At 58.7% G+C, this 23,097-nt stretch carries 14 protein-coding genes and 3 pseudogenes; 5 read left to right on the forward strand and 12 right to left on the reverse strand.

Translation table 11 applies throughout. The annotated features are described in order from the left end of the window. Positions 1-66: 66 nt before the first annotated feature. Positions 67-753, forward strand: a pseudogene (locus NHAM_RS15480) (Mu transposase domain-containing protein); the annotation flags it as partial. Beyond that, positions 750-1,541 (forward strand): annotated as a pseudogene (gene istB, locus NHAM_RS15485) (IS21-like element helper ATPase IstB). The pseudogenes NHAM_RS15480 and istB, both read left to right, overlap by 4 nt. A gap of 368 nt (positions 1,542-1,909) precedes the next feature. Here the strand turns inward: istB and NHAM_RS28335 are convergent. The 4 genes and pseudogenes from NHAM_RS28335 to NHAM_RS15505 form a co-directional block, all read right to left on the reverse strand. Then, positions 1,910-2,133: pseudogene (locus tag NHAM_RS28335) on the reverse strand (transposase); the annotation flags it as partial. 179 nt (positions 2,134-2,312) lie between these two features. Beyond that, positions 2,313-2,687 (reverse strand): hypothetical protein, encoded by a 375-nt coding sequence (locus NHAM_RS15495; protein WP_011511427.1) that lies wholly within the window; start codon positions 2,685-2,687, stop codon positions 2,313-2,315. Positions 2,688-2,844: 157 nt separating this feature from the next. Beyond that, the gene (gene galE / locus NHAM_RS15500) at positions 2,845-3,894 is read right to left on the reverse strand and encodes a UDP-glucose 4-epimerase GalE (RefSeq protein ID WP_011511428.1); all 1,050 of its coding nucleotides are present in this window, start codon (positions 3,892-3,894) and stop codon (positions 2,845-2,847) included. A gap of 228 nt (positions 3,895-4,122) precedes the next feature. After that, complete coding sequence (locus NHAM_RS15505; RefSeq protein ID WP_011511429.1) at positions 4,123-4,455, reverse strand: VanZ family protein; 333 nt, start codon at positions 4,453-4,455, stop codon at positions 4,123-4,125. A 210-nt stretch (positions 4,456-4,665) separates the two neighbouring features. Here NHAM_RS15505 and NHAM_RS15510 point away from each other — a divergent pair, with 210 nt between their 5' ends. Next, a complete protein-coding gene (locus tag NHAM_RS15510; RefSeq protein ID WP_011511430.1) occupies positions 4,666-5,736 on the forward strand; it encodes a metallophosphoesterase family protein in 1,071 nt (356 codons plus the stop codon). Positions 5,737-5,808: 72 nt separating this feature from the next. Here the strand turns inward: NHAM_RS15510 and NHAM_RS15515 are convergent, their stop codons facing one another. From NHAM_RS15515 to NHAM_RS15525, 3 genes are all read right to left on the reverse strand, one after another. Continuing rightward, positions 5,809-7,122: an HlyD family type I secretion periplasmic adaptor subunit gene (locus NHAM_RS15515; RefSeq protein WP_011511431.1), complete on the reverse strand. Its 1,314-nt coding sequence runs from the start codon at positions 7,120-7,122 to the stop codon at positions 5,809-5,811. Then, positions 7,122-9,125 carry a type I secretion system permease/ATPase gene (locus NHAM_RS15520; protein ID WP_011511432.1) on the reverse strand — a complete coding sequence of 668 codons (2,004 nt, stop codon included), beginning with the start codon at positions 9,123-9,125 and terminating at the stop codon, positions 7,122-7,124. The genes NHAM_RS15515 and NHAM_RS15520 overlap by 1 nt, the downstream gene beginning before the upstream one ends. Positions 9,126-9,233: 108 nt before the next feature. After that, the gene (locus NHAM_RS15525) at positions 9,234-13,070 is read right to left on the reverse strand and encodes an Ig-like domain-containing protein (RefSeq protein ID WP_011511433.1); all 3,837 of its coding nucleotides are present in this window, start codon (positions 13,068-13,070) and stop codon (positions 9,234-9,236) included. 440 nt (positions 13,071-13,510) lie between these two features. Here NHAM_RS15525 and NHAM_RS15530 point away from each other — a divergent pair, with 440 nt between their 5' ends. Continuing rightward, on the forward strand, positions 13,511-14,293 hold the full coding sequence (locus NHAM_RS15530) for an FkbM family methyltransferase (RefSeq protein WP_011511434.1): 783 nt from the start codon (positions 13,511-13,513) through the stop codon (positions 14,291-14,293). Between the two features lie 37 nt (positions 14,294-14,330). On the opposite strand, the gene NHAM_RS15535 is transcribed toward NHAM_RS15530, so the two are convergent. From NHAM_RS15535 to NHAM_RS15555, 5 genes are all read right to left on the reverse strand, one after another. After that, a complete protein-coding gene (locus NHAM_RS15535) occupies positions 14,331-15,137 on the reverse strand; it encodes a class I SAM-dependent methyltransferase (protein ID WP_011511435.1) in 807 nt (268 codons plus the stop codon). A 40-nt stretch (positions 15,138-15,177) separates the two neighbouring features. Next, positions 15,178-16,482, reverse strand: a complete 1,305-nt coding sequence (locus tag NHAM_RS15540; RefSeq protein WP_011511436.1) for an O-antigen ligase family protein — start codon at positions 16,480-16,482, stop codon at positions 15,178-15,180. A 19-nt stretch (positions 16,483-16,501) separates the two neighbouring features. After that, positions 16,502-17,695, reverse strand: coding sequence for a hypothetical protein (locus tag NHAM_RS15545; RefSeq protein ID WP_041358233.1), 1,194 nt, complete (start codon positions 17,693-17,695; stop codon positions 16,502-16,504). A gap of 40 nt (positions 17,696-17,735) precedes the next feature. Beyond that, positions 17,736-19,880, reverse strand: a complete 2,145-nt coding sequence (locus tag NHAM_RS25100) for an acyltransferase family protein (RefSeq protein ID WP_011511438.1) — start codon at positions 19,878-19,880, stop codon at positions 17,736-17,738. A gap of 110 nt (positions 19,881-19,990) precedes the next feature. After that, positions 19,991-21,505 (reverse strand): class I SAM-dependent methyltransferase, encoded by a 1,515-nt coding sequence (locus NHAM_RS15555; RefSeq protein ID WP_011511439.1) that lies wholly within the window; start codon positions 21,503-21,505, stop codon positions 19,991-19,993. A gap of 306 nt (positions 21,506-21,811) precedes the next feature. Here NHAM_RS15555 and NHAM_RS15560 point away from each other — a divergent pair, with 306 nt between their 5' ends. Further along, a complete protein-coding gene (locus NHAM_RS15560) occupies positions 21,812-23,086 on the forward strand; it encodes a glycosyltransferase family 4 protein (RefSeq protein WP_283805381.1) in 1,275 nt (424 codons plus the stop codon). Positions 23,087-23,097 lie beyond the last annotated feature (11 nt).

Raw genomic sequence — 23,097 nt, forward strand, 5'->3', positions numbered from 1 at the left:
AGAACGGTCTCGAAGATGCTGAAGTTCTCGGTTCCGCCTGGATACGTGCGCAGGAAGCCGCCGTTGCGGAAGCGCCTGGTGGACCGACTGCGCGGCCATGATGGCACGATCGGTGAGCGCTTGGAGCACGATCTCGCCGCCTTCCAGAAGCCGCGGCCGACGGCCTACGACGCTTGCGACAAGAAGCCGGGCAGCATCAACTCGCTCTCGCTGGTGCGCTATCGGCTGAACGACTACTCGGTGCCGACGGCGTACGGGCACCAGAAGGTGCTAGTCCGTGGCTACGTGCATGAGGTCATCATCGCCTGCGGAGCCGAGGCGATTGCGCGTCATCTGCGCTCTTACGAGCGTGCAGACTTCGTGTTCAATCCACTGCACTACCTGGCTCTCATCGAGCAGAAGACCAATGCGCTCGACCAGGCCGCCCCGCTCGCCGATTGGCAATTGCCCGAGCAGTTTGCGACGCTGCGCCGCCTGCTTGAGGCCCGTATGGGCAAGTCCGGCAAGCGCGAGTTCGTGCAGGTGCTGCGATTGATGGAGGTGTTCAAGATCGACGACGTAGCCGCCGCCGTGCGCGATGCCATCGCGCGCGGCCCGGCCGGCTTCGATGCCGTGAAGCATCTGGTGCTGTGCCGCATCGAGCGGCGTCCGCCACGCCTCGACATGACAATCTATCCGTATCTGCCCAAAGCGACGGTCGCCGCAACGTCAGCACGCTCATACATGGATCTGTTGGCCGGAGCGGCGGTATGATCGACACCCCGCAGATTCTGCTGGCCCACAATCTGAAGGCGTTGAAGCTGCCGACGCTCTTGCGGGAGTACGATAAGGTCCCCGGCTGTGTACGGCTGAAGGCGTCGACCATTCGCGCTACCTGATGCGGCTGGCCGAGATGGAGATGATTGATCGCGAGCGACGCACGGTGGAGCGCCGGATCAAGGCGGCACGGCTCCCGACCGTCAAAAGCCTCGATAGCTTCGACTTCCTGGCGTTGCCATCGCTGAACAAAATGTTGGTGCTGGAACTAGCGCGCTCCGATTACATCGAGCGGCACGAAAACATCATCGCCGTCGGCAACAGCGGCACGGGCAAGAGCCACATCGCCCTTGGGCTCGGCTTGGCGGTCTGCCAGAAGGGTCTATCGGTTGGCTTTATCACGGCGTCGGCTCTGGTCCACGAGCTGCTCGAAGCACGTGACGAAAAACGGCTACTGCGCCTTGAGCGTCAACTCGCCGGCTACAAGCTGCTGATCATGGACGAACTCGGCTATATGCCGCTCTCTGCGATTGGGGCAGAGCTGCTGTTCGAGGTCTTCAGCCAGCGCTACGAACGAGGCAGCACGTTGGTCACCAGCAATCTGCCATTCGGTGAGTGGGTCCGTATTCGGCTCCGAGCGGCTCGCCGGCGCGCTCCTCGACCGCCTCACGCATCACGTCCATATCCTCGAGATGAACAGCGACAGCTTCCGGCTCGCTCACGCCAAGCGCCGGTCGCGTCGAACCCAATCAGAGCCGCCGTCGGACGCCGCCCCTCAGGAATGAAACGCGGCAAGCAAGCAAGCAGGCCCCCGATATCGGGGGCCTGCTTGCTTGCATCAGTGCTGCACTTTTACTCCGGCCAGCCGCCGCAAAATCTCTCCGGCGTTGACAAACGGCATGAGGAACAAGCGCCCGGCGGATACTTCGTCGGACGCGACGAACTGCGAGTGGTGAAAGGAAGATGGCCTGACAGTCGATCGGTGTCTCGAAAACCTGCGGCGTAAGATGGCCTTCGAGGCCGGCCCCTTATGAGGATCGGGATGCACGGGTCTCCATCTTGGCGGCGGCATAAGCGCCGACATGCCGGATACGTTTGTGCGGACTGTTCAAACCAGCCCTCATCACGCTTGCAGCGGGGCGGGTCATACGTTTTTCGCTCCGGCGGCGTGCTGATGTGCCTGGACAATAGTCGAATCGACGATTAGATATTCGAAGTCCGGATCGTCCGACATCGTACTGCCCGTGCGCGAGACCATAACACCGCCTCGACAAACAGCCGGTTGTCCTTGCCGCGGCTTCCGGGATCGCTCGGTTTGCCGAGACAAAGCGGTTCCATCCTCGCCCATTGAGCGTCAGTCAAAACGAATCGTTCCATCCGAAGCTTGAATCACAGCCAAGCTCGAAAGAGAATCCTGAATCCCAACAGACCCTAGCATGCATGACAATATGGCTCAGCTTGCTGGCTTGGGTTGGATTAAAATTAGTCAGCGATCGTGTAGTTCCTTGCGATTTCTACGGCGGCTCGGAGGCTCGTATTAACTCACGCCCGACCCGTCATGGCTTGAAATCAGGAAATCTGGCCAAAAGGGCCGCCATGAGAAACTTAAAGTGAGCGATATTACTAGTGAGTTCTTCGAGCCGGCGTTGCCCCTTCGAGATTTCGGCTTCAAGCTGATCAAGCAGGTGGCTGTCGTGCGCCTCCCGCGTGAGATACTCGTCGGTATCATTGCCTAACGGCACTGCCGCACGCGCCAATACATCATCCAATCTGCGGACAAGACCTGCCCTCTCCGCCTCAGCGGCCGTCAGTGATTGCTCGATCAGTTGCGCAATTGATGCCACGCGCGAACGATCGTTTTCGGCATCCCGCCCCGCCGATCGCGCCTTGAAAACCCGATAGCCCCTCGCTCGAAGAAAGAACTGGAACATGCACCAACCTCGTCATTTGAGGGAAATAGGCTTCGCACCACTAACGTCAGGTTACTCCCGGCAATCCCACCGCCGGCACGGATATCTCAATTCACCTTCACGCGATTTCGTAACGCATCGATTTATTCCAGACGAACTCGCAATGATCCTCCGCCAGTTAATTCAAATCATGGTTCGGCGATCGCGCGCGTTGAAGCGAGATCGAAACCGTGGATCTCCGGCCTCCCCGCAACTGCTCAAATGCGCCTTTGGTGTGCCAGTTCCATGCCGTGCGTATGATCGTCCCGAGGTTGGAATGGATAGGATTAAATCCGAGATGCATTCGAGCGACCGAAGAATCCGCGATTAAAACGGATGGATCACCCGGACGCCTCGGGTAATAAACCCGCGGCATCTTCGATCCTGCCTCCGCGAAGATTGCAGATAAAACCTCGCTCACGGAATATCCGACGCCGGTACCCAGGTTGTAGACACCCCGCATGCCCCCCATTAGCATGTTCACCGCCTGGACGTGCGCACTGACAAGGTCAGTGACATGAATGTAGTCGCGGACTGCGGTACCATCGGGCGTATCGTAGTCGTCCCCAAAAATGCCGAAGTCAGGAATCTCTCCTTGCAGGGCCATCATCGCCCGCGGAATCAAATGGGTTTCCGGATCGCGGCATTCGCCAATCGCTCCACACGCATCGGCGCCGCTCGCATTGAAGTACCTGAAGCAAACTGAATTGAGATCATAGGCCTGCCGATAGTCGGACAGGATTTCCTCAATCATCAACTTCGACTTGCCATAGGGATTGACCGGAAACCGGGGCGCGCTTTCCGATCCCGCATTTCCGTAGACCGCACCCGTGCTGGAGAACACCAGCCGCCCGCTGCCTGCCCCGCGCATCGCGCTCAGCAGCGCCAGCGTGCCGCCGACATTGTTCGCGTAGTACTTTTGCGGATCAGTGACCGACTCCCCCACCGAACTGGAGGCCGCAAAATGCATGACCGCAGAAAAATCATATGACTGGAAGACCGCCTGAAGTTGCCTCGGGTCCCGGACATCTCCGGTGATCATGGGACCCCACTTCACGAAGCGCCGATGACCTGTCGAAAAATTGTCGAAGCAGACCGGACGGTATCCGGCTTCGGCCAACGCCTTGCAGCAGTGCGAGCCAATATAGCCAGCACCGCCAGTCACCAATACCGCGGCCCGGTCAGCCATTTCTGGGGCCTCATATAATCCTAGTAGACATTATTTATTTAACTATTTAATATCATGCACTCAAGATATATAATGTGTAAACTCACGACGTCGATCTGAATGGCAGCCAATGTTACACTTATCCTGACGCCTCCGGATAACCGTTAACCATACGGCACCTAGCCCGGGCTCTTTAATCGATCATGCGATTAGCCCTCTGATGAGAGCTGAAGCCAGCATAATCCGGGTTCAGCTCGTCAGGTGATTCCAGAACTGGGCGATCAGAATACCCGTCGAGCCGCCGGCCATCTTAACGAACAGATCAGGAAGACGGCCATGCCGATCGGTCGTAATCAGCTGAGTCATCTCGAGAATGCAGGCGCCACAGAGAACGAGCGCAACAACGAGACCCGGCCGACGCGGATACGCCAGCCCAAACAGCAAGCCGGTCGCTGCAAACGCAGCGAAACGGTCTAGGCCCACGCCGGCAACTTGAGGCCGCAAGTCAATCGGCGATAACGTAGCGAAAACGATGAATGCCAAGCTTAGCCAAGCGGCTGTCGCGACAAGCTTGTGATACATGGCTGCGCCGCAGGCGTGTTAAATATGAACAGAAAATCTGCAATCTTCCGTAAAATCTAGGTGGCTCCCGTCATGCAACGCAAGCCTTAATGTTGAGCGACGCTCCCATATCTGCAAACTGCACGGTCGACTCGTACACATTCTCAATAGCGATAGGGTCTATAGTGGCATTCAATGCAGCCGATGCTCTTGGCCGGAGGTAGAAACCTTATGCCAAATCCGTCGCTGTTTATTCTTGTCTGGAACCGGGTTGAGTTCGATCTCGTGTGGAAGCTGCCTTCTCGACGCAACGAAAGAAAGCCTCCGCATGTTCCAGCGGGAGTTCGCATCTACGCAATCGGCGACGTACACGGCCGAGCTGATCTTCTGGCATCATTACTTCTCCAGATCGAGGTGGACATCGCGCTCCATCCGGTATCCCGGCCGATCGCGGTTTTCCTTGGCGACTACATCGATCGCGGCCCGGACTCGAAGGAGGTCCTTGATCTTCTGGTCACGCCAGGCCGCACGCCAGAAATGGTTTTCCTCAAGGGGAACCATGAGACGTTCTTGCTCCATTTCCTGAAGACCCCCGCGCTCCTGGATAATTGGCGGCAATATGGTGGTCTCGAGACCCTCGTCTCGTACGGACTAAAGCCGCCGATGAACCCGTCCTTCAATGATCAAGCCAGACTCGCGCGCGACCTCGCCAGCGCAACGCCCGAATCTCACCGCAAGTTCTTCGAGGCTCTCAAGCTTTCGTTCGTTTGTGGAGATTTTCTTTTCGTCCACGCTGGCTTGCGCCCGCTTATTCCCATTCAACAGCAGATAGAAGACGACCTTCTCTGGATTCGCGACGACTTCCTGCTTTGGGACAAGGAGTTCGAGAAGATCGTTGTCCACGGCCACACGCCCGTGCTTGAGCCGGACATCCGGTTCAACCGGATCAATATCGATACCGGTGCCTTTGCTACAGGACGATTGACCTGCATGACGATCGAGGCCGCCAAGATCATGCCCCTCATCGACGTACGTGACTGGCTCGACGAATTGCCGGATGTCGAAACATCCCACGACGACACGATTGGATCAGAGGGATTTCAGCGAGTCAGCGCCAGCGATAACGCCAGGCGCGCTGGAGAAAGCAATGCCGTCGCCGGATATCCGGTGCGAAGTCCGGATTCCGTTGCCGCGATCCACGCGAAAAGACTTAAGGAAGACGTGAAGGTCTATGACGCGACCGCACGCGCGCGACTCGACCCACGGCGATCCACGAATGCGTCCAGTCATCCCCGGCGATGAATCTTCGCCGTTCGCCACCGATGCTAAGCACGGCGAAGATGCCGGGATGCGGCCGCGACGCCGGCGCGCCGGCTATTTTTCCTTGAATGCTCTTGCGGCCTGATCACGCAGAGGCTTCATCAAATAGGATAGCACTGTGCGGTCTCCCATCTGAATAAAGGCATCCGCAGGCATGCCGGGAATGAGCTTGACCGAGCCCAGACGTTCAAGCTCCTCCGGCTTCAACGCGATACGCGTTGTGTAGAAGCTGGTGCCCGTACGCTGATCCTGTGTAAGATCCGGAGAGATCACACTGACCGCGCCCGTTATTTCTGGCGTGGTATGCTGGTTGAATGCGGAAAACCGCAGGATGGCCAGCTGTCCGACATGGACATGATCGATATCCTGGGGCGCGATCTTGACTTCAACCGCTAGGGTATCGGCATCGGGCACGATCAGCATGATTTGCTCGCCGGGCGCGATCACGCCACCGACGGTATGCACCGAGAGCTGATAGACAACGCCATCCTGGGGCGCGCGAATGTCAATGCGCTGCAACTGGTCAACCGCGGCGATCTTGCGTTCAGCCATTTCGGAAATCTTTGAGCGCACCTCGACGAGATCCTTACCGACCTCGCTGCGGAGATCCTGGTCGATCTGGATAATCTGAAGCTGGATCTCGGCCGTCTTGCCCTTGGCCTGCGCAATCATACCAGACAATTGACTTCGCTCGCCTTCGATACGGGCCGAATCGCGCTCCAGAGCCGTCAAACGGCTGATCGGCACGAGATTCTTCTGAAAAAGAGTTCGTACGCCTTCGAGTTCCTGCTGGATGAAGTCGACTTCTTTCTTTTTCGCTTCGACTTGTCCCTGGTAGCCCTTGATTTCATCCTGTAGTTGCGCGGAGCGTTCCTTGAGCTGCGACTTTTGTCCTTCGCGCGCCTGACGGCGCAGGTCGAAAAGACTGCGCTCCGCGGCGACAGCGCGAGCGGCGTCTGAGGCCGGATCGTGAGCGCGATCCAGGAGAGCGGCTGGGAAAGCGAGTTCCGGAATATTATCACGTTCGGTTTCGAGGCGCGCCTGACGCGCCAGGAGCTCATCGACGCTTTTGGTGATGATCGTCGCCGCTGCCCGGGTTTGCGTTTCGTCAAGACGAACCAGAATGTCACCCGCACGCACGTGGTCACCATCGCGCACGCGCAGTTCGCCGATGACACCTCCCGTCGGGTGCTGGACTTTCTTGACACTGGAATCGACAACGAGAACGCCCGGCGCGACCACAGCGCTTGAGAGCTCGGTAGTTGCGGCCCAACCGCCAATTCCAAACGTCACCAGCAAGACGAGAAACGTTCCTGCCAGCAGGTAGCGCTGAATCGAATGCTGGGCCGAGTCCAGATTGTTGCTCATCACTTCCTTCCGCCTTCGGCAACCGTTCTCATCGGTACCGGCTCCGAATTGCGTAGGACTTTGTTGAGGACTTCATCCCTCTCACCGAAGGCCTTGACCGTGCTATCGGCTATCACCAGCACATGATCGACACCATCAAGTGACTTTAGCCGATGCGTCACGACGATGACGATCCCGCCGCGGCGACGCACATTCAGAATTGCCTCCGTCAGAGCCGCTTCGCCCTCAGAATCGAGATTTGAACTCGGCTCATCAAGCACCACGAGAAACGGATCGCCGTAAAATGCGCGCGCAAGCGCAATCCGCTGACGCTGCCCCGCAGAAAGCGCCGTGCCGCCCTCACCGATCCGGGTTCCGTATCCATCAGGGAAGGAAAGAATGAGCTCGTGAACGCCAGCTGCACGCGCGGCGCCCAACACGGCGGCGGCAGTCGCCTTCGGATCGAAACGCGCGATATTGGCGGCAATACTCCCGTCGAACAGCTCGACCCCCTGCGGAAGATACCCGAGGTGCTGGCCAAGGGCCTCAGGCGACCATTGATCAAGCGCGGCGTTGTCGATCCTGATCTTGCCGTGCGACTGGGGCCAAACACCCACAAGAGCACGCGCTAGAGACGATTTGCCAGATCCGCTCGGCCCGATAATTCCCAATCCTTGACCGCTCGAGAGAGCGAAAGAGACATCATACAGCACTGGCCTCTCGGCGCTGGGCGGTACGACATGGATACGGTCGACACTCAATGATCGCTCTGGCGCCGGAAGCTCCATGGGCTCCTGCTCCTTGGGTAGGAGCGTCAAAAGCTGATCAAGCCGCCGCCCCGCTTGCCGCGCGCTCGTAAAGCCCTTCCAGTTCGCGATGGCCATCTCCACTGGCGCAAGGGCGCGCGCGGTCAGGATTGAACTGGCGATAATGATACCCGCCGTAGCTTCCTGATGGATAACCAGAAAGGCGCCGACAGCGAGGACACCGGACTGCAGGATCATGCGGAAGACCTTCGACATTCCGCCGAGGGCGCTCCCCGCGTCGCTTGCTGCTTCGTTAGCAGCCATATAGTTCATATTGACTTGATGCCAGCGCTCCGCAGCGCGATGCCTCATTCCCATGGCTCGCAAAACCTCTGCGTTGCGCCGCCCTTCGGATGCCAGCGCATTTCGTGACGTCGCAAACCCTGCGGATGCCTTTGTAGCTCCCTTGGTCCGAATCTCGGTCAGCACAGTGAATACGACGAGCACGCAGGCGCCAATCAGCGCCACCACACCGATCCAGAAATGGAAGTAAAAGCAGATACCGAGATAAAGCGGCATCCATGGAATATCAAAAAGCGCAGTTGGGCCGCCGCTGGAAAGAAAGCCGCGCACCTGATCGATATCGCGAAGCGGCTGCAATCCATCGCCGTCGCCACGGGTTTTTAGCGGCAGGCGCACAATGGCATCATAGACCCTGGAACCTAAGGTCTCTTCAAGATACCGCCCTATGCGGCCGCTGATACGAGTGCGAACCAGATCGAGCGCGCCTTGGAAAGCATACAGAATGGTCGCCAGCAGAAGCAGTGCGATCAGGGTCGAAACGCTGCGACTTGGCAGGACGCGATCATACACCTCTAGCATGAAGAATGAGCCAGTGAGCATCAGGATGTTGCTCAAGCCGCTGAAGACCGCCAACCCCCAAAACGCCTGACGGCAGGAGGACAGAAAATCTCCGACCTCGGACTTCTGCCCGGTGTAGGCTGCAAGAGGTCTTCGCCGCCGAGATGAAAAGACCAGCGGCCTGATCCGTTCAACCGCCCCCCGCACACTGTCGCGGAAACGAGAAAAAGCACCGCCGCGCGCAACCGCATCAAACAGCGCGCGTGACTTCATCCCGAATTCAGTCGATTGGGAAGTTCGTCGTGGCCCGGCCGCGGCTGAAACCGCCTGAGATGATCCGGCCGCAGGTCCGATCATCTGAGCGGGCCGATTCCTATTGGGCAGGGGAACTGAAACCCGCCGGCGAAATTCTGCCATCGTATTTGTCTCACGATCCTAAGATTCAGCTGCACCCAAGAGCCGCCTAACGGCTCTTGGGTGTCGTTCTTGTTACGGACTCGTTACTTTGAACGAATTTCGACGCGACTACACGAAATGGAAGTCGGTCTTGTCCAGCGCCGCCAGCTTCGTATCCTTCAGCGTCAGCGTATTGCCTCCGCCGGAGTCGATGGCAACATCGTGTCCGCTCTGTGCCGCGTGGGACAAGACGTCCGCGAAATTGTCGAACACACTCTTGCTGAACTGCACCACGTCGTGGCTGCGACCGCTCGCCCGGAAGTCAGTGATGACATCCGCACCGAAGTTCGGCGCGAACACGAAAGTGTCATGACCTCCGTGTCCATGGAACAGGTCATTGCCCGACGTGCTTTTCAGCACATCGTTTCCACCCGTGCCGAGAATGGCACTGCCCGAACTCGAGCCCGTATGGCCGGCCTTGTTCGTGACCTCCGCAGTGAAGTTGTGTACCGTATCCGAGACTGCAGACTTGGTGTTGAAGCTCCACTTTCCGTCAGCACCGGCCTTGGCAACGCCGAGCGCGTCACCCTTGCCGTTGTCGTAGATCGAGATCTGGCTGTACGGATCAGCGGTCCCCTTGAATGTCACGGTGTCGTTCCCGTTATGGAACATGCTCGTGAAATCAGCCGAGAGCCCGCCGCCATGGTGACCCGAGGAGCCACCTGACGATCCATCGGTGTGCGTATCTACAGTCAGACCCTGCGCCTTGGAGGCACCACTGATATTGCCGGTCAGATCCATGGCCTTGGCGCTGAACTGATGACTGCCGTCCTTCAGGGCGGCGGCGTCATAGGTCCATGCTCCCTTGTCATTGGCGGTCGCGGTGCCGATCTGCGTCGTCCCGTCATAGACCTTGACGGTGCTGTGAGCCTCGGCGGTGCCAGCCAAGCTCACGTGACCCGAATGGGCAACGCCATCGCTCACCACCTTGCCGTCCGAAGAGATCGATCCGATCTTCGGCGCGTCCGGCGCCTTGGTGTCGATGGTCACGCCCGGAACCGAAGACGCCGCGCTGGCCTGGCCCGACACATCCACGGCCTTCGCCGTCAGGCTGTGCGTGCCATCGCCGACGACCCCGCCGTCGTTGGAGACCGACGCAATGGCCAACGCATGAGGCGCGTCCGTTGTCGACGTCTGCAACGATCCGCTCGGCTGGCCTGTCGTATGAAGTCCCTGGGCCAGGGTGGCGCCGTCGTCGACGTTACCGGTGTAGACCGGCTTGTTTCCCCGGATCAACGCCGGCCCATACTGGCCACCGCCTATATGGTTGTCGGTGAACGAGACACCGGTAATCGGTTTGCTGCCCTGTGAGCCATCCGCATAGACCGTGTAGGCCCCGCCAACCAGCAGATTGTTGTTCACAGCGACGTTCGAGACCGCCCCGAAGTAGTTGTCGATCATAATCGCCGACGTCCCGCCGTTTTGATTGATGATCGAGTTGTGGGAGATCTGGATATTGGAAACGCCACCGTCGATCTGAATGCCGTCATAGTGCGGCGAACCGCCGGCTTTGAGATGATGGATATAGTTGTCCTTGATTACCGAGTTGCTGCCGGTGATCGTGATGCCGTTTTCGACGTTGGAGATATTGTTTCGCAGGAACGTGCCCTGCCCCATGATGCCTTCATTGCCGGTGCCATCGGGACCGTGGCCGGTGCCGTCGATAGTGCAATCCTGCACCACCGCGCCCGTCACGCCCGATTTGACCTTGACGGCGGCCCAACCGCTCGACGTGATCTTGCAGTTCTCAACCGTCACGTTGTTGGCGTTGATGTAAACGCCGCCGCGAATATCGAACCCGGAGATCACCGTCCCCGGCTTGTCGATAATCACGTCGCCCGAAGCCGTCAGTGTCACGCCAGCAGGAACGCCCGTAGTGGTTGCATCAGGCCAGCCGTGTGAATCTGCTGGCCCCGTCGTCCCACCTGAGCCTGCCGCATGCGAATCGATCGTCAGGCCCTGAGCCTTGGAGGCACCACTGATGTTGCCGGCCAGATCGATGGCCTTGGCGCTGAACTGATGGGAACCATCCTTCAACGTGTCCGCGGTATAAGTCCAGGCGCCCTTATTGTTTGCGGTTGCCGTGCCGATCTGCGTCGTCCCGTCGTAGATCTTGACCGTGCTGTTGGCCTCGCCGGTACCCGTGAAGGTCACGTGATCCGAATGGACGATACCATCGCTCACCACCTTGCCGTCCGAGGAGATCGATCCGATCTTCGGTGCCGCAGGCGGATGCGTATCGATGGTGACGCCGAGCGCCGAAGACGCCGCGCTTGTCTGCCCCGACGCATCCATCGCCTTCGCCGTCAGGTTGTGCTTGCCATCGGTGAGTGTTGCCGTGGTGAAACTCCATGCCCCCTTGTCGTTGGCGGTTGCAGTCCCGATTTGGGTCGTGCCGTCGAACACCTTCACGGTACTGTTGGCGGCCGCTGTCCCCTCCAGGGTCAACGTGTTGTCACTGGTGACGAGATCGCCAGCCACCCCGGTATCCTCTGAAACCGACAAGATCTTGGGAGCCGACAGTGGCGGCGTGGGGGCTGGCTTTTCGATCACTGGATCGAACGGCAGCGACTGCGGGCTGGTGTTCCCGGCCGCGTCGGTTGCCGTTGCAGTCAGGACATGAGTCCCGCTGGACAGCGACGAGGTCTGTACGCTCCAGTTCCCGCTGGCGTCTGCCTTCGCAGTGCCGACAACGGTGGTTCCGTCGAACACCTTGATCGTGCTGTTGGCTTCGGCTGTGCCCTTGAGCAGCAACTGATCCCCGTTGACGACCGAGTGATCGACCTCGACCGGCGCGTCCGGCGCCTTGGTATCGATGGTCACGCCGAGCGCTGAAGACGCCGCGCTTGTCTGCCCCGACGCATCCGCGGCTTTCGCCGTCAGGCTATGCTTGCCATCGGCCAGCGCAGCCGTGGTGAAGCTCCAGGCGCCGCTGCCGCTGGCGGTCGCGGTGCCGATCTGGGTCGCGCCGTCGAACACCTTCACCGTGCTGTTCGCAGCCGCAGTGCCCTTGAGGGCCAGCGTGTTGTCATTGGTGATGCCATCACCGGCGACCCCACTGTCATTGGAGAACGACGCGATGGTCGGCGCATCCGGTGCATGCGGCAGTTCCGGTGTCGTCAGCTGGGACCCACTCGGCTGGCCGGTCGTTTGGAGTCCCTGAGCCAGCGTGGCGCCGTCATCGATATTGCCGGTGTAGACCGGGTTGCTTCCCCGGATCATCGCCGGTCCGTATGCACCGCCGCCAATATGATTATTGGTGAAGGAAACGCCGGTAATGGGGCTGCTGCTGAAGCTGCCGTCGGAATAGACCGTATAAGCACCGCCGACGAGCAGATTATTATCAACGGAGATATTGGAGGCCGCTCCGAAGTAATTGTCGATCATGATCGCGGACGTCCAGCCGCGCTGATTGATGATCGAGTTGTGGGAGATCTGGATATTGGAGACCCCACCGTCGATCTGGATGCCGTCATAATGCGGCGAGCCGCCGGCATTGAGATCGTGGATATAATTGTCCATGATCACCGAGTTATTGCCGGTAATCGTGATGCCGTTTTCGACATTGGAGATATTATTCCGCAGGAACGTGCCCTGCCCCATAATGCCTTCGTTGCCGGTGCCATCGGGGCCATGACCGGTGCCGTCGATCGTGCAATCCTGCACGACGGCGCCCGTCACGCCGGACTTCACTTTAACGACTGCCCAGCCACTGGACGTGATCTGACAATTCTCCACCGTCACGTTGTCCGCGTTGATATAGACACTTCCGCGGATATTCAGTCCCGAGATCACCGTGCCGGGTTTGTCGATAATCACGTCACCCGAAGCCGTCAGTGTCACGCCAGCAGGAACGCCCGTACTGGTTGCATCAGGCCATCCGTTTGAGGGGGTAGTAGAAGCCAAGGCAGCTCTCCTTAAAATGTAGGTCCGACTGTTGTTGTTCTGACACGACAGACCCAGATTCCGTCCTCGCGGTGGCGGTCATGTCATGCGTGTTTGCACGGCTGGCCTTGTGGTCGTTGGCGAGAGGCTTTTTTGGGACCATATAACGACCCGGCTAGGGTCATTTCGAAGCACCTGTTAATTTGACGTCCCGAAAAACAAACAAACAACGGATTAATCCGTTGAGTGACGCACCATTTTTCAAACTTGTTGCCGCAATGTCACGGAGACAAAAATTCAACTTCCTTCGTCACGGCAATCGACCTTCCGACGCTGCATTATAATTATAGCGATAATTTATTGCGGCTGATCGCGTTTCAGTTGCACCGGCCGGCCGGGCAACATACTATCGAATTTGAAACTCCCATGTTTGGCAAGGCTGCTCCTCGGGGTGCACGCAAATGGGTTTGTCGGGCGTCAACATAAAGAAGGCTCTGCGCACAGCGCAGGTTCAGTTTCCCGCCCTGGTTGAAGCGAAATTCGCATTTCACCACCGTTTCTTTAAATCGACCGGCATGCTCTACAAATCGGATTATGGTGGTCTTCGCCATTTCGACCTGAAGGGAAAGCTGCTCCTCGATGTCGGAGCCAATCGCGGTCAAAGCATCGTTGCTTTCAAGAACGCGGTAAAATCTCCAAAGATCATCGCCTTTGAACCCAACCCGCGGCTCGCCGCGAATTTGGTGGAGCGGTATCGCGGCGACACGGACATTTCCGTTTTGGATTTGGCCCTCTGCGCAGCCGAGAAAGAGTTTACCCTGCACATTCCGTACTATCGGGATTTCATGCTTGACGGGCTTGCCTCGCTGAAGCTCGAGGAAGCGAGGGATTGGCCGAACGCCGAGCGTTTTTATTTCTTCAATCCAAGAAAGGTTGCGATCGAGACCTGTCATGTGAAGGGGCGGCCGCTCGACTCGCTCGGACTTCACCCCGCGCTTATCAAACTCTCGATCCAGCGTTCGGAGATCGAGGCCCTATCCGGGGCGGAAGAAACCCTGAAATCCAGCCGCCCCATTATCATGTCGGCGTGGCCGTGGCCCGCGCTGATCGATTTTCTCGCAGAGCGCGGCTACTCATATTATGGCTATGTCGGCGGGCGATTTGTCCCCCGACATCGCAGTTATATGAACTGGTTCCTTCTGGACGAACACAGCGCGCAAATCCCGCACCTTCTGGCATCTTGAAAGCGCGCGACGCTCGCAGCGACGCTCGAACAGTGGCTCAGGCTTCCGGCTTGCGGCACAGAAAGACCTTCTCGCCCCGGATCAGCCCATAGCGCGAGACGTCCGGTTCAACGGCGGTGTACTCGTCAACAATGAAGCCGGCCGATCGCAAGCGGCTCCGCAAGTCGCCGCCAAAAAAACGAAGATGATCGTGCTGATTGAAATAGAGGATTCGATCGTCCTCTGTCTTCTGCTTGCTCCCGTCCTCGAAGGTCTTATCCCACCCTTCGATAACCGGGGTCATCGCAATCAGCGTGCCACCCTTGCTGACGATACGGAAAAGATCAGGAATGGCCAGGTGATCGTCCACGTGCTCCAGGATGTGGCAGCAGACGACGAGTTCGAAGGCATTATCGGGCAAATCGATCTTCTCGATATTGATATCGAGGTCGGCGCCGCGCCCGCCGAATTCGCACGTGGTATAGCCGCGCGGTTGCCGGGCGTGGATGTAGGCCTTCAGTCCATGCTCGGGCGCGAAGTGCAGGATGTTCTTGTTCGCGAAAAGCGCCTGCGCCCGGTCGGCGAGAACGAGCAGCCGGTGCCGTTCATGGGAGAAGCAGCGCGGGCACAGCGAGTCGATGTTGATGCCGAGCGCGAGCGGATTGGCATAGGCAAAAAAACGCCCTTTGTACCCGCAAACCGGACATTCTCTAGGAAATCGTCCGAACAGAAAACGCATGGTGCGCAGGCCGCTCCGGAGCGTCCAGACATAAGGCCTCAGGCGGTCCGCGAAGCTCACCGCTGCCGCTCCTCTCGCTTTTCCGGGGACCACCGTCAGATTGTCGCTGCTCGACGTCGCCGACATGACTACCGCCTTTCCCGATTTTCTCGTGTCATCTCATGCCTTACGTACGGCCTGTATCCATGAACCACTCCCGGAGCGATGCGCGGCAGCCGACACACAGCCCCCAGAAGATCCACATGAAGCTCCAGAAATGGACGGTCAGTCCTACGAACATATAGAGCAGGAGCACCAGGGTGAACGCACGGCGCATACGGACCATGTAGTCACCGCCGGGCCGTCTCACGCGTTGTTGAGACGTCGGCAATATCGTGACGAGATTGACCAAAACCATCAGCGCTATCACGGGCAGACCGAACCGGAGCGCCGAAACCAGCCACACACTGTCGACAGTATGGTCAAGAATGTCACTGTTCAAAAGATCGAACGCAAAGCCGGTCACCGGCGCCTGAGCGATTTTGACGAAAGCCGCATCCCAGATCAGAATACGGTAGAACCCGCTCGACGGATCGAATGTCATATGGGAGATGATCCATCCAATCGGATGGTTGGCGGCGGCGAAGACGACGGCCGCGATCACCGCGACGACAAACCAGAACAAGCCCCATCGGGCCGGAAACGACCTCATCGCGCGTTGATAGATGCAGGCCGACAGGGCGATAAAGAAGCTCATCATCCCTGCGGATGATTGCGAGAACGCGCATCCGACAAAGCAGATTCCAACCCAGAACATGCGCCGCAGCGTGGTGGATTCGGAATGGAGAAAGATCCCCCCGCTCAGAGAACAGAATGTTCCGAAAAGAATCGGATGATCGAGGGTGGAGGCCGCGCGTACGGTGTCGCCGCGATAGATCGCGCCGAGCCATGGACTGCCGACAACTGACGTCAGAAAATCATGGACCACCCATCGCCCGGCCATGACATCCGCCATGCCGAACGCAACAACGATGACGGTCAGCACCTTCAGCACGCGCGTAAACTCCTTGAGCGCGGATGGCCCGAAAAAGAACGCCCGTGCGACGAGATAGCCTCCCGTGTACTCGATGCTAAGTGCCATGGCCGAAGATATCGAATCCTTATCTCCGGCATAAATCGCGACGCCGACCATCCAGGCAGCGAGCGCAACAGCGATAAGATCGGAAACAAGAAGTTTTCGACCCTTCCGGCAGAGCGTAAAGAGGGCCGGTACGATCAGAAGCATGATCCCCATGCGGCCGAGCGTCACCCGGGCACCGGCGACGGAAAGTTGCAATTCCGTCGGCAGCACGACTCCACACAGCGCCAGCCACGCGACAAGGGGATAGGCGCGAGACGCATCGCGTCGCTGCGGCAGACCGGTCGATCCGACCCGGCCTCTGGCCGCGAACCGAGGCAGACCGCGGTCGAACTCGTTGATGCCACTCGTCACTGCGAATGTCCTCCGCCGGTCAACGATCTATCTTGTCCTGCCGTATCTGAAGCGCGAGGTACCATGGCGTATCACCTAGCCCCGCCCAACTGTCCGGCTTGAGACTGTCTTCAAATTGCCGCCGTGTCGCCATGTCGTAAGGGATCAGCGCGGCCCAGCTTCGCTTCTCGGCGTGCGACGTCGCGATCAGCCGATCAATATCGTCCTTGGTGAAAACCACATCATGCTGGTAAGCGATCACGATCGCTTCCACGTCGATCGCATAGTAGCCGGGATTGGGATGGACGCCGACCCAATGCTTGGGACGATGGAAGGACTTGTAGTCCCAAGGCCCCGCCGGCGACCAATAGGACCAGATCTCGAAAGTGCCGTCGGCCTTCGGCTTCATCCGCGACTTCATCAACCGGAACCACTTCTCGGCCCGCTCCCTGTAGATCGACTTTCCGGTGGCGTCGTACATCGCCAGAAGCCACATCCCCACCAGATTGGCCTTGTTGTCCGGATGCGAAAAACCGACGTGCGGATCGTGCCGATCCTTGTAGCCTTCGGTCCAGCCTCCGGTCTTCTGATCAATCCCGAAAGGAAGAACGATGGAGATGCCTCCGCCCGGATCGGCGTCGCGCCATGCGCCGCGGCTGTCCCACTTGGCGTAGATCTGTTCCGACAGATCGATATAGGACTGGGCTTTGTCGCCGTACTTTGCCTTCAGTGCCGGCGTCTTGAGAATTTCCGCGGACATCAGAACGAGCGGCCGCAGCGCCATCGCCTCGCCCAACATGCTGTCGGCATAGAACTCATCGTAGTTCTCGACAGGCGCGGCAATCCCGCCAACCTTTGGCCAACCGGGAAATCCGTCCGGCTCCCGCACCGCGCGCCTGATCCAGGAATCCGCCCAGTTCTGCAGCATATCCACCCAATGCGGGTCCTTGCTGGCGAGATAGCCATAGTAGAAGGCTGACAGATACGGCGATATCAGCCATCCGACCTGTTCGCCCATCTCCTTGTCGCAGAAGCGGTTACTCCGCGCGTCGTGGTCGATGTATTGCTTCCAGCGCGCGTACCAGTCGGACAACTTCGCGTGATCCAGTTTCGCGATCTGCCCATCGGCGGTCGTAGCCACCCGCACCGCCTGCGCTTCCGCCGGACCGTTGATCAAGCACGTGATGCCCGTCGCGCTCATGAAGACGATGGCAACGGTGCCAAAGGTACGCATCCGGGTACTATGCCGGAATCGCTTTCCATTCCCATGCGGATCAAGGTCGGTCATTTTTCAAGCCATAACCGTTGATCCATTCGAGCCGGCGACGCCAGATCAAGCGCCAGTACTCGGCGCTCTGATCGAAGGCGGCGCGATCGGAAAGTCTCGCCGCTGTCCGGTAACCGACCCATCGCGTCAATGCCGCCAACAGATGCAGCCGCCGGGCAAGACCACGGGTGAACAACGAGAAGTGGCAGTTGATGAGCGTGATACGCCCCTTGAACACCTTCACCATCTTGTCAACCGGCACGCGCTCCGAGGCGCCGCCATAGTGCACGATCGTTGCGCTCGGCGTGATCGCCGGCCGCGCGCCAACCTGACGAGCGCGGTGACAGAGATCGGCCTCCTCGCCATACATGAAAAAAGCGGGATCAAATCCTTTCAGTTGCGTCCACAGGTCATGATCGATCAGGAAGAAACACCCGGTGACGATATCGACGTGACGAGTCGTGTTGCGGTCCCATCCGCCGTAGGACTCCGAATTCAGCAGTGGGCTGCGGCGGCCAAAATAGGTCAGGCCCAAAGCGAAGCACGTGAGATTCCACAGCGTGATCCTGCGCCAACACGAGGTCGGATTGAGGCGTCCGTCACCATAGAGGGTTCGGCCACCCCAGACGTGAAAGGAAGGTGTTCGATCGGCAAAGGCAATCAGCCGGTCGACGGCGCGATCAAGGATCACCGTATCTGGATTGAGGAGCAGCAGCCTTTCACCACGCGCTTCCTTTGCCGCCAGGTTGTTGGCCCGGGCAAAGCCCACATTCTCGGTGAGCGCGATCAATCGCAGGTCCGGAAACTGGTTACGAATGGCCTCCGCCGACCCGTCCGACGAGTTGTTGTCGATGACAATGACCTCATAGCTCACATCGCGCGTCTGCGTGACAATCGACTGAAGGCATTCGAGCGTCATGTCGCGCGTGTTGTAGCTGACAATGATCACGCTGACCCTCGGTTCAACCAATCCACTTGCTCTGTTCGGCGACACGTTCGTCGATCTCACTTGATCCATGCTCTTGTCGCTGAATGGAAATGCGGCGGCTGAAGTCTGTTTGACCGGACCAGTCGCGCCGAAAACATACTGCCCTGACTCGCGGACCAACTGCGCCAACCAGTCCGACACGACTTTTTTCCGGCGCAACGCCGGTTCTTCGACATACGTCCACGATAGGAATGCCAAAACCAATGTTATCGCTACAGTGGTCGCTGCCGCCTGCCATCCCGGCGGCGTGTTGAGCCACAAAGTCATCGCGACCAACACAGGCGAATGAATCAGATAGGCTCCATAAGACAGATCGCGCTTGAAAAACGACTGCCCCGGAATGGCGCAAAGGCCGAGACACACGACGAGATACGGCAGACAGATCGGCAGAACGACCGCGCCGAGGCCGGCTGGCAGTCCCACCATGATGGCAATGAACGCGCACGCAGCAAGCCGCCCGGAGAACGGAATACGATCGCTGTACAAAAACAGCGCCGCGCCCGCGATGAAATAAACGAAAAGGCTTATGAAAGTCGCAAAACGCGACGGCACGCTGGCGCCGGTGGTCGCGTCGAATGTGGGAAGAATATAGATGGCATAAGCCGCGAGGAAAACGGCGAGAACCAGAGAACGGCGACGCAGAACGCCCACAACTCCCAGCACCGCAAGCGCAATGTACGATATCACCTCGATATTCAGCGTCCACAGCGCACCGTTGATAACGGCGGGCTCTCCAGTGCGATAAGACACGCCTGGCAAAAAGTGAGCCGTCAGAGTGATAATGTTCTTCGCGTACAGATAGAATTGGCGATCTGTGAAGTACTCGTCCAACGTATAGCGGGTTACGATCGGCCCGAGCAGCAGCATCGACGCTGCGACGACCACAATCAACGCCGGAAATATCCGCAGCATCCGATGGGTCACGAACTTGATGGTGTCGCCTGACCGCGCAAGGCTCGGGGTCACCAGGAACCCACTCAGGCAAAAGAACACGATCACCGCGAACAGCCCGGAATGAACCAGGCCACCGCTGTATCCATAAAGCAGATCATGGGTGCCCCACCACGAATGGTGCGCGACCACGAGCAACGCCGCGACGAGGCGGATCTGACCAAATCCTGGCCCCTTAAAGGAAACCGCTGCAAATTTCTCCAGCAAGGTCATCTGGATTTCCAAGGGTCGAAAATCTTATTCGATTCATCATAGTTGACCAGAATTAAATATCAAGCGCGGTTAATCCAGCCATCAACACACAATAGAATTAAATATAACTATTAATTCCGATCATCGGCCAACGCGGCGCGTTTCCGCCTGACGGATTCGATTGTCTTGTCAGCCGGAGCAGATGTCGGCAGGGCCGCACGCGCAACGACGACCAGCTCAGGCGCCATCGAGACTCCGACAAAGCCGCGCATGACGGGGCGGATCGGTTCCGCCCGGCGGTGCAGAATCGGAACCACCTTGTCGAGTGTTAACCCGGCGCGGTGGCACCACTCCCTGATCCTGCCGACGGATGTGAAATGTACGCCCGTCGCTTCGTAACCGCCCCGGCGATGCAGACGCCGCCGGTCACGCGCTCCCCGCCATAGAACGGGAATGCACAGCATGTTCGGAACTTGAATGATCACCAGCGCAGAGGGCGCTAGGACACTCCTGAAGAGCGCAAGCATTTCGACGGGATCCGGCGCAAGATGGAGCACGTTCTGGTAAAGGACACAATCAAACTGCTCGGACTCGACTTTCGCCAACACCGCGCGAAGATCGCCAGGCACCATCTCGATGCCTTGTGCCGCTGCGTAACTGGCGATAACCGGATCAAGCGGCGCCGCAACAACGCGACATCCCCGCTCGACAAGCCGCCGCTCGCTGCAACCTGATCCACATCCGATCGACAGGATGCTCCGCGCATGATCCGGAATCATTGCAACGGCCGGCTCGCTCGCCGGCTCGTAATAATCCTTGGAATACATGCAACGCCAGAGCCGGGTCTCTGCTCCGAGAAGAGGCGGGGGAGCTTGCGGATCTGCGGCGGCTTGAAGCAATGCCCCGATTTGCTGAAGCAGCGAGACTTTTCTGATCCCCATGCTGTCAACGTATTTGTTCGACAAATGATGCACTGTGAAGTCGTCGAGATGCGAAACCGGAATGAGCTTCGTCAACCCGCACTGGGTGTACGGATCGGTCGCGGCCGTGCAGAGAAGGTCGTACTTCCCTTCGTGTGGCTCCACGATGAAGCCACCCGACTTGATCGCTTTGGCGAGTTGCTGGCGCGTGAGCACGTAGCAAGCGGCATGTTCATTGGTGAAGCTTGCCAGCGTGTATTGCCCTCGCGACCGGACCGATGTCGTGTTCCAGTGGAAATAGGCATGGACATCCGGAAAGTTGATGACGTCGTCGTCGCCCTTCTCGATGCGCAGAAATCCTGCGACTTCATCATCCTGCAAGGATGCGGTGACATCCAGAAATGCCAGCAGGTTCTTTTCCGTGATGAGGATGTCATCCTCGGAATAGATAAAGAGGTCGTATCGATCGGCCCGATCCGCGAACAGCTTCTTATGCGAGAACGGCAACGACCACGGATTCCTGCTTGGAAGGCCGACAAGGCATTCGATGTCGTCGGCAACCCGCTTCTCGATATTCGAGATGATGACGATATCCACCGCAAACGACATCGTCTGGTATTCGCGGATCAGCTGCTTGAGATAGCGATCATTCGAGGCGCCGTAACTCGCGATCGCGACCAGCACACGCAGCGGAGACAACCGGCCACGCTCGGAAGAATCTTCCATTCCTGACTTTCCTGATCAGACTCCAAGAACTTCCGGGCCGGCCATGTCATCCGGCCGAACACAAATCAAATATATTAATCATAACCACTTGGTTTGATGGTAGATGCGAGTTATTATTTCGTCCACTGTTATTTAATTCGCGGATATATTCAGACGAGACAATCCACCGGCGGCTATCGGTTCCAGCCGCGGACCGCCGGAAACGGCAGGCCGGATTGCCCACCCGAAGCCCTGCCCGGACGGAGGGCCGTCCGGATAATGACCCAGGCATCGCACAGAATGAAAATCCTCGTTTATCCGCACACCATGGAGATCGGAGGATCGCAGCTCAACGCTGTCCAGTTAGCGGGTGCCGTGCGGGATCGCGGCCACGATGTCATCGTGATGTCCGAACCCGGGCCACTGGTTGAGCGCGTTCACAAGATGGGGCTGCGCACCATTGAAATTTCACTGCACCGGCGGCGCCCATCGCCAAAAGTCATCCAGACGATGGTTCGGGTGGTCCGGGATTTGGGTGTCGACGTGGTGCACGGCTATGAATGGCCGCCGATTATCGAGGCGTTCCTGGGCCCTGCCCTTCTTCAACAGGTCCCTGTCGTCGGCACGGTGATGTCGATGTCGGTGGCTCCGTTCCTGCCGCGAACCGTGCCGCTGATGGTTGGGACCGAACTGATCCGCCGGGCTGCGCTCGAAGCGGGTCACCAGCACGTTACCCTCCTCGAACCGCCGGTTGATGCGGAGGCCGATACGCCGCTGATCGATGGCGGAGCCTTGCGCGCGAAGTACGGCATTGGGCCGAAGCAGATCGTCATCGCGATGATCTGCCGGCTGGTCCCCGAACTCAAGCTGGAGGGATTGCTGGCCGCTTGCGATTCAGTTGGTGAAATGGCTCGCTCAGGCCGCGACGTACGGCTGCTGATTGTCGGGGACGGCCGGGCGCGGGAAACGGTCGCCGCCCATGCGGCCCAAGCCAACGCCACCGCTGGCCGCAACACGGTGGTGATGACCGGAGAAATTCTCGATCCTGCCAGCGCCTACGCCGCCGCGGACATCATCATCGGCCAGGGTGGGTCCGCACTCCGGGGAATGGCCTTCGGCAAGCCGCTTATCGTGATCGGCGAAGACGGCTTCAGCGAATTGCTGACACCACAAAGCCTGCCAACCTTTCTTCGACAGGGGTGGTACGGCCTCGGGCCGGGATCGCTTGGTGCCGGTGCATCCGCGCTGCGCATGGCGCTCGAGCGCCTTGCGGATTCACCTTCGTTGCGAGGAGATCTCGGCCAGTTCGCGCGCAATCTCGTCGTTGAACGATTCAGCTTGCGCCAGGCGGCGGACCGCCAGGAACAGATGTATCTGTCCGCCCTGCAGGATACTGTTCCGGCCTTTGCGCGGCTTGCCGACTTCGTCCGCTCCACCGCGGGGCTGACCGGCGGAAAACTGCAACGCGGTTATCAACGCTGGCGCGGGACCGCCGCGATCGACGACAGCAACGCGCGAGACCTCATCGCCAGAATCCTCGCAAGCCATCAAACCGCTCCAACAACAGCGTCTGCGCAGCAAGCTCCTGCCAAAAGAAAATAACCCAACCTGCT

It is taken from the genome of Nitrobacter hamburgensis X14 (assembly GCF_000013885.1).
GTDB lineage: Bacteria > Pseudomonadota > Alphaproteobacteria > Rhizobiales > Xanthobacteraceae > Nitrobacter > Nitrobacter hamburgensis.

What these genes read in the sequence shown, in the direction of transcription:
- NHAM_RS25100 (WP_011511438.1), bottom strand. Translation starts at nt 19,880, where the DNA reads ATGACCTTGCTGGAGAAATTTGCAGCGGTTTCCTTTAAGGGGCCAGGA.
- NHAM_RS15495 (WP_011511427.1), bottom strand. Translation starts at nt 2,687, where the DNA reads ATGTTCCAGTTCTTTCTTCGAGCGAGGGGCTATCGGGTTTTCAAGGCG.
- NHAM_RS15535 (WP_011511435.1), bottom strand. Translation starts at nt 15,137, where the DNA reads ATGTCGGCGACGTCGAGCAGCGACAATCTGACGGTGGTCCCCGGAAAA.
- NHAM_RS15510 (WP_011511430.1), top strand. Translation starts at nt 4,666, where the DNA reads ATGCCAAATCCGTCGCTGTTTATTCTTGTCTGGAACCGGGTTGAGTTC.
- NHAM_RS15505 (WP_011511429.1), bottom strand. Translation starts at nt 4,455, where the DNA reads ATGTATCACAAGCTTGTCGCGACAGCCGCTTGGCTAAGCTTGGCATTC.
- galE (WP_011511428.1), bottom strand. Translation starts at nt 3,894, where the DNA reads ATGGCTGACCGGGCCGCGGTATTGGTGACTGGCGGTGCTGGCTATATT.
- NHAM_RS15530 (WP_011511434.1), top strand. Translation starts at nt 13,511, where the DNA reads ATGGGTTTGTCGGGCGTCAACATAAAGAAGGCTCTGCGCACAGCGCAG.
- NHAM_RS15560 (WP_283805381.1), top strand. Translation starts at nt 21,812, where the DNA reads ATGGAGATCGGAGGATCGCAGCTCAACGCTGTCCAGTTAGCGGGTGCC.
- NHAM_RS15555 (WP_011511439.1), bottom strand. Translation starts at nt 21,505, where the DNA reads ATGGAAGATTCTTCCGAGCGTGGCCGGTTGTCTCCGCTGCGTGTGCTG.
- NHAM_RS15515 (WP_011511431.1), bottom strand. Translation starts at nt 7,122, where the DNA reads ATGAGCAACAATCTGGACTCGGCCCAGCATTCGATTCAGCGCTACCTG.
- NHAM_RS15520 (WP_011511432.1), bottom strand. Translation starts at nt 9,125, where the DNA reads ATGGCAGAATTTCGCCGGCGGGTTTCAGTTCCCCTGCCCAATAGGAAT.
- NHAM_RS15545 (WP_041358233.1), bottom strand. Translation starts at nt 17,695, where the DNA reads ATGCGTACCTTTGGCACCGTTGCCATCGTCTTCATGAGCGCGACGGGC.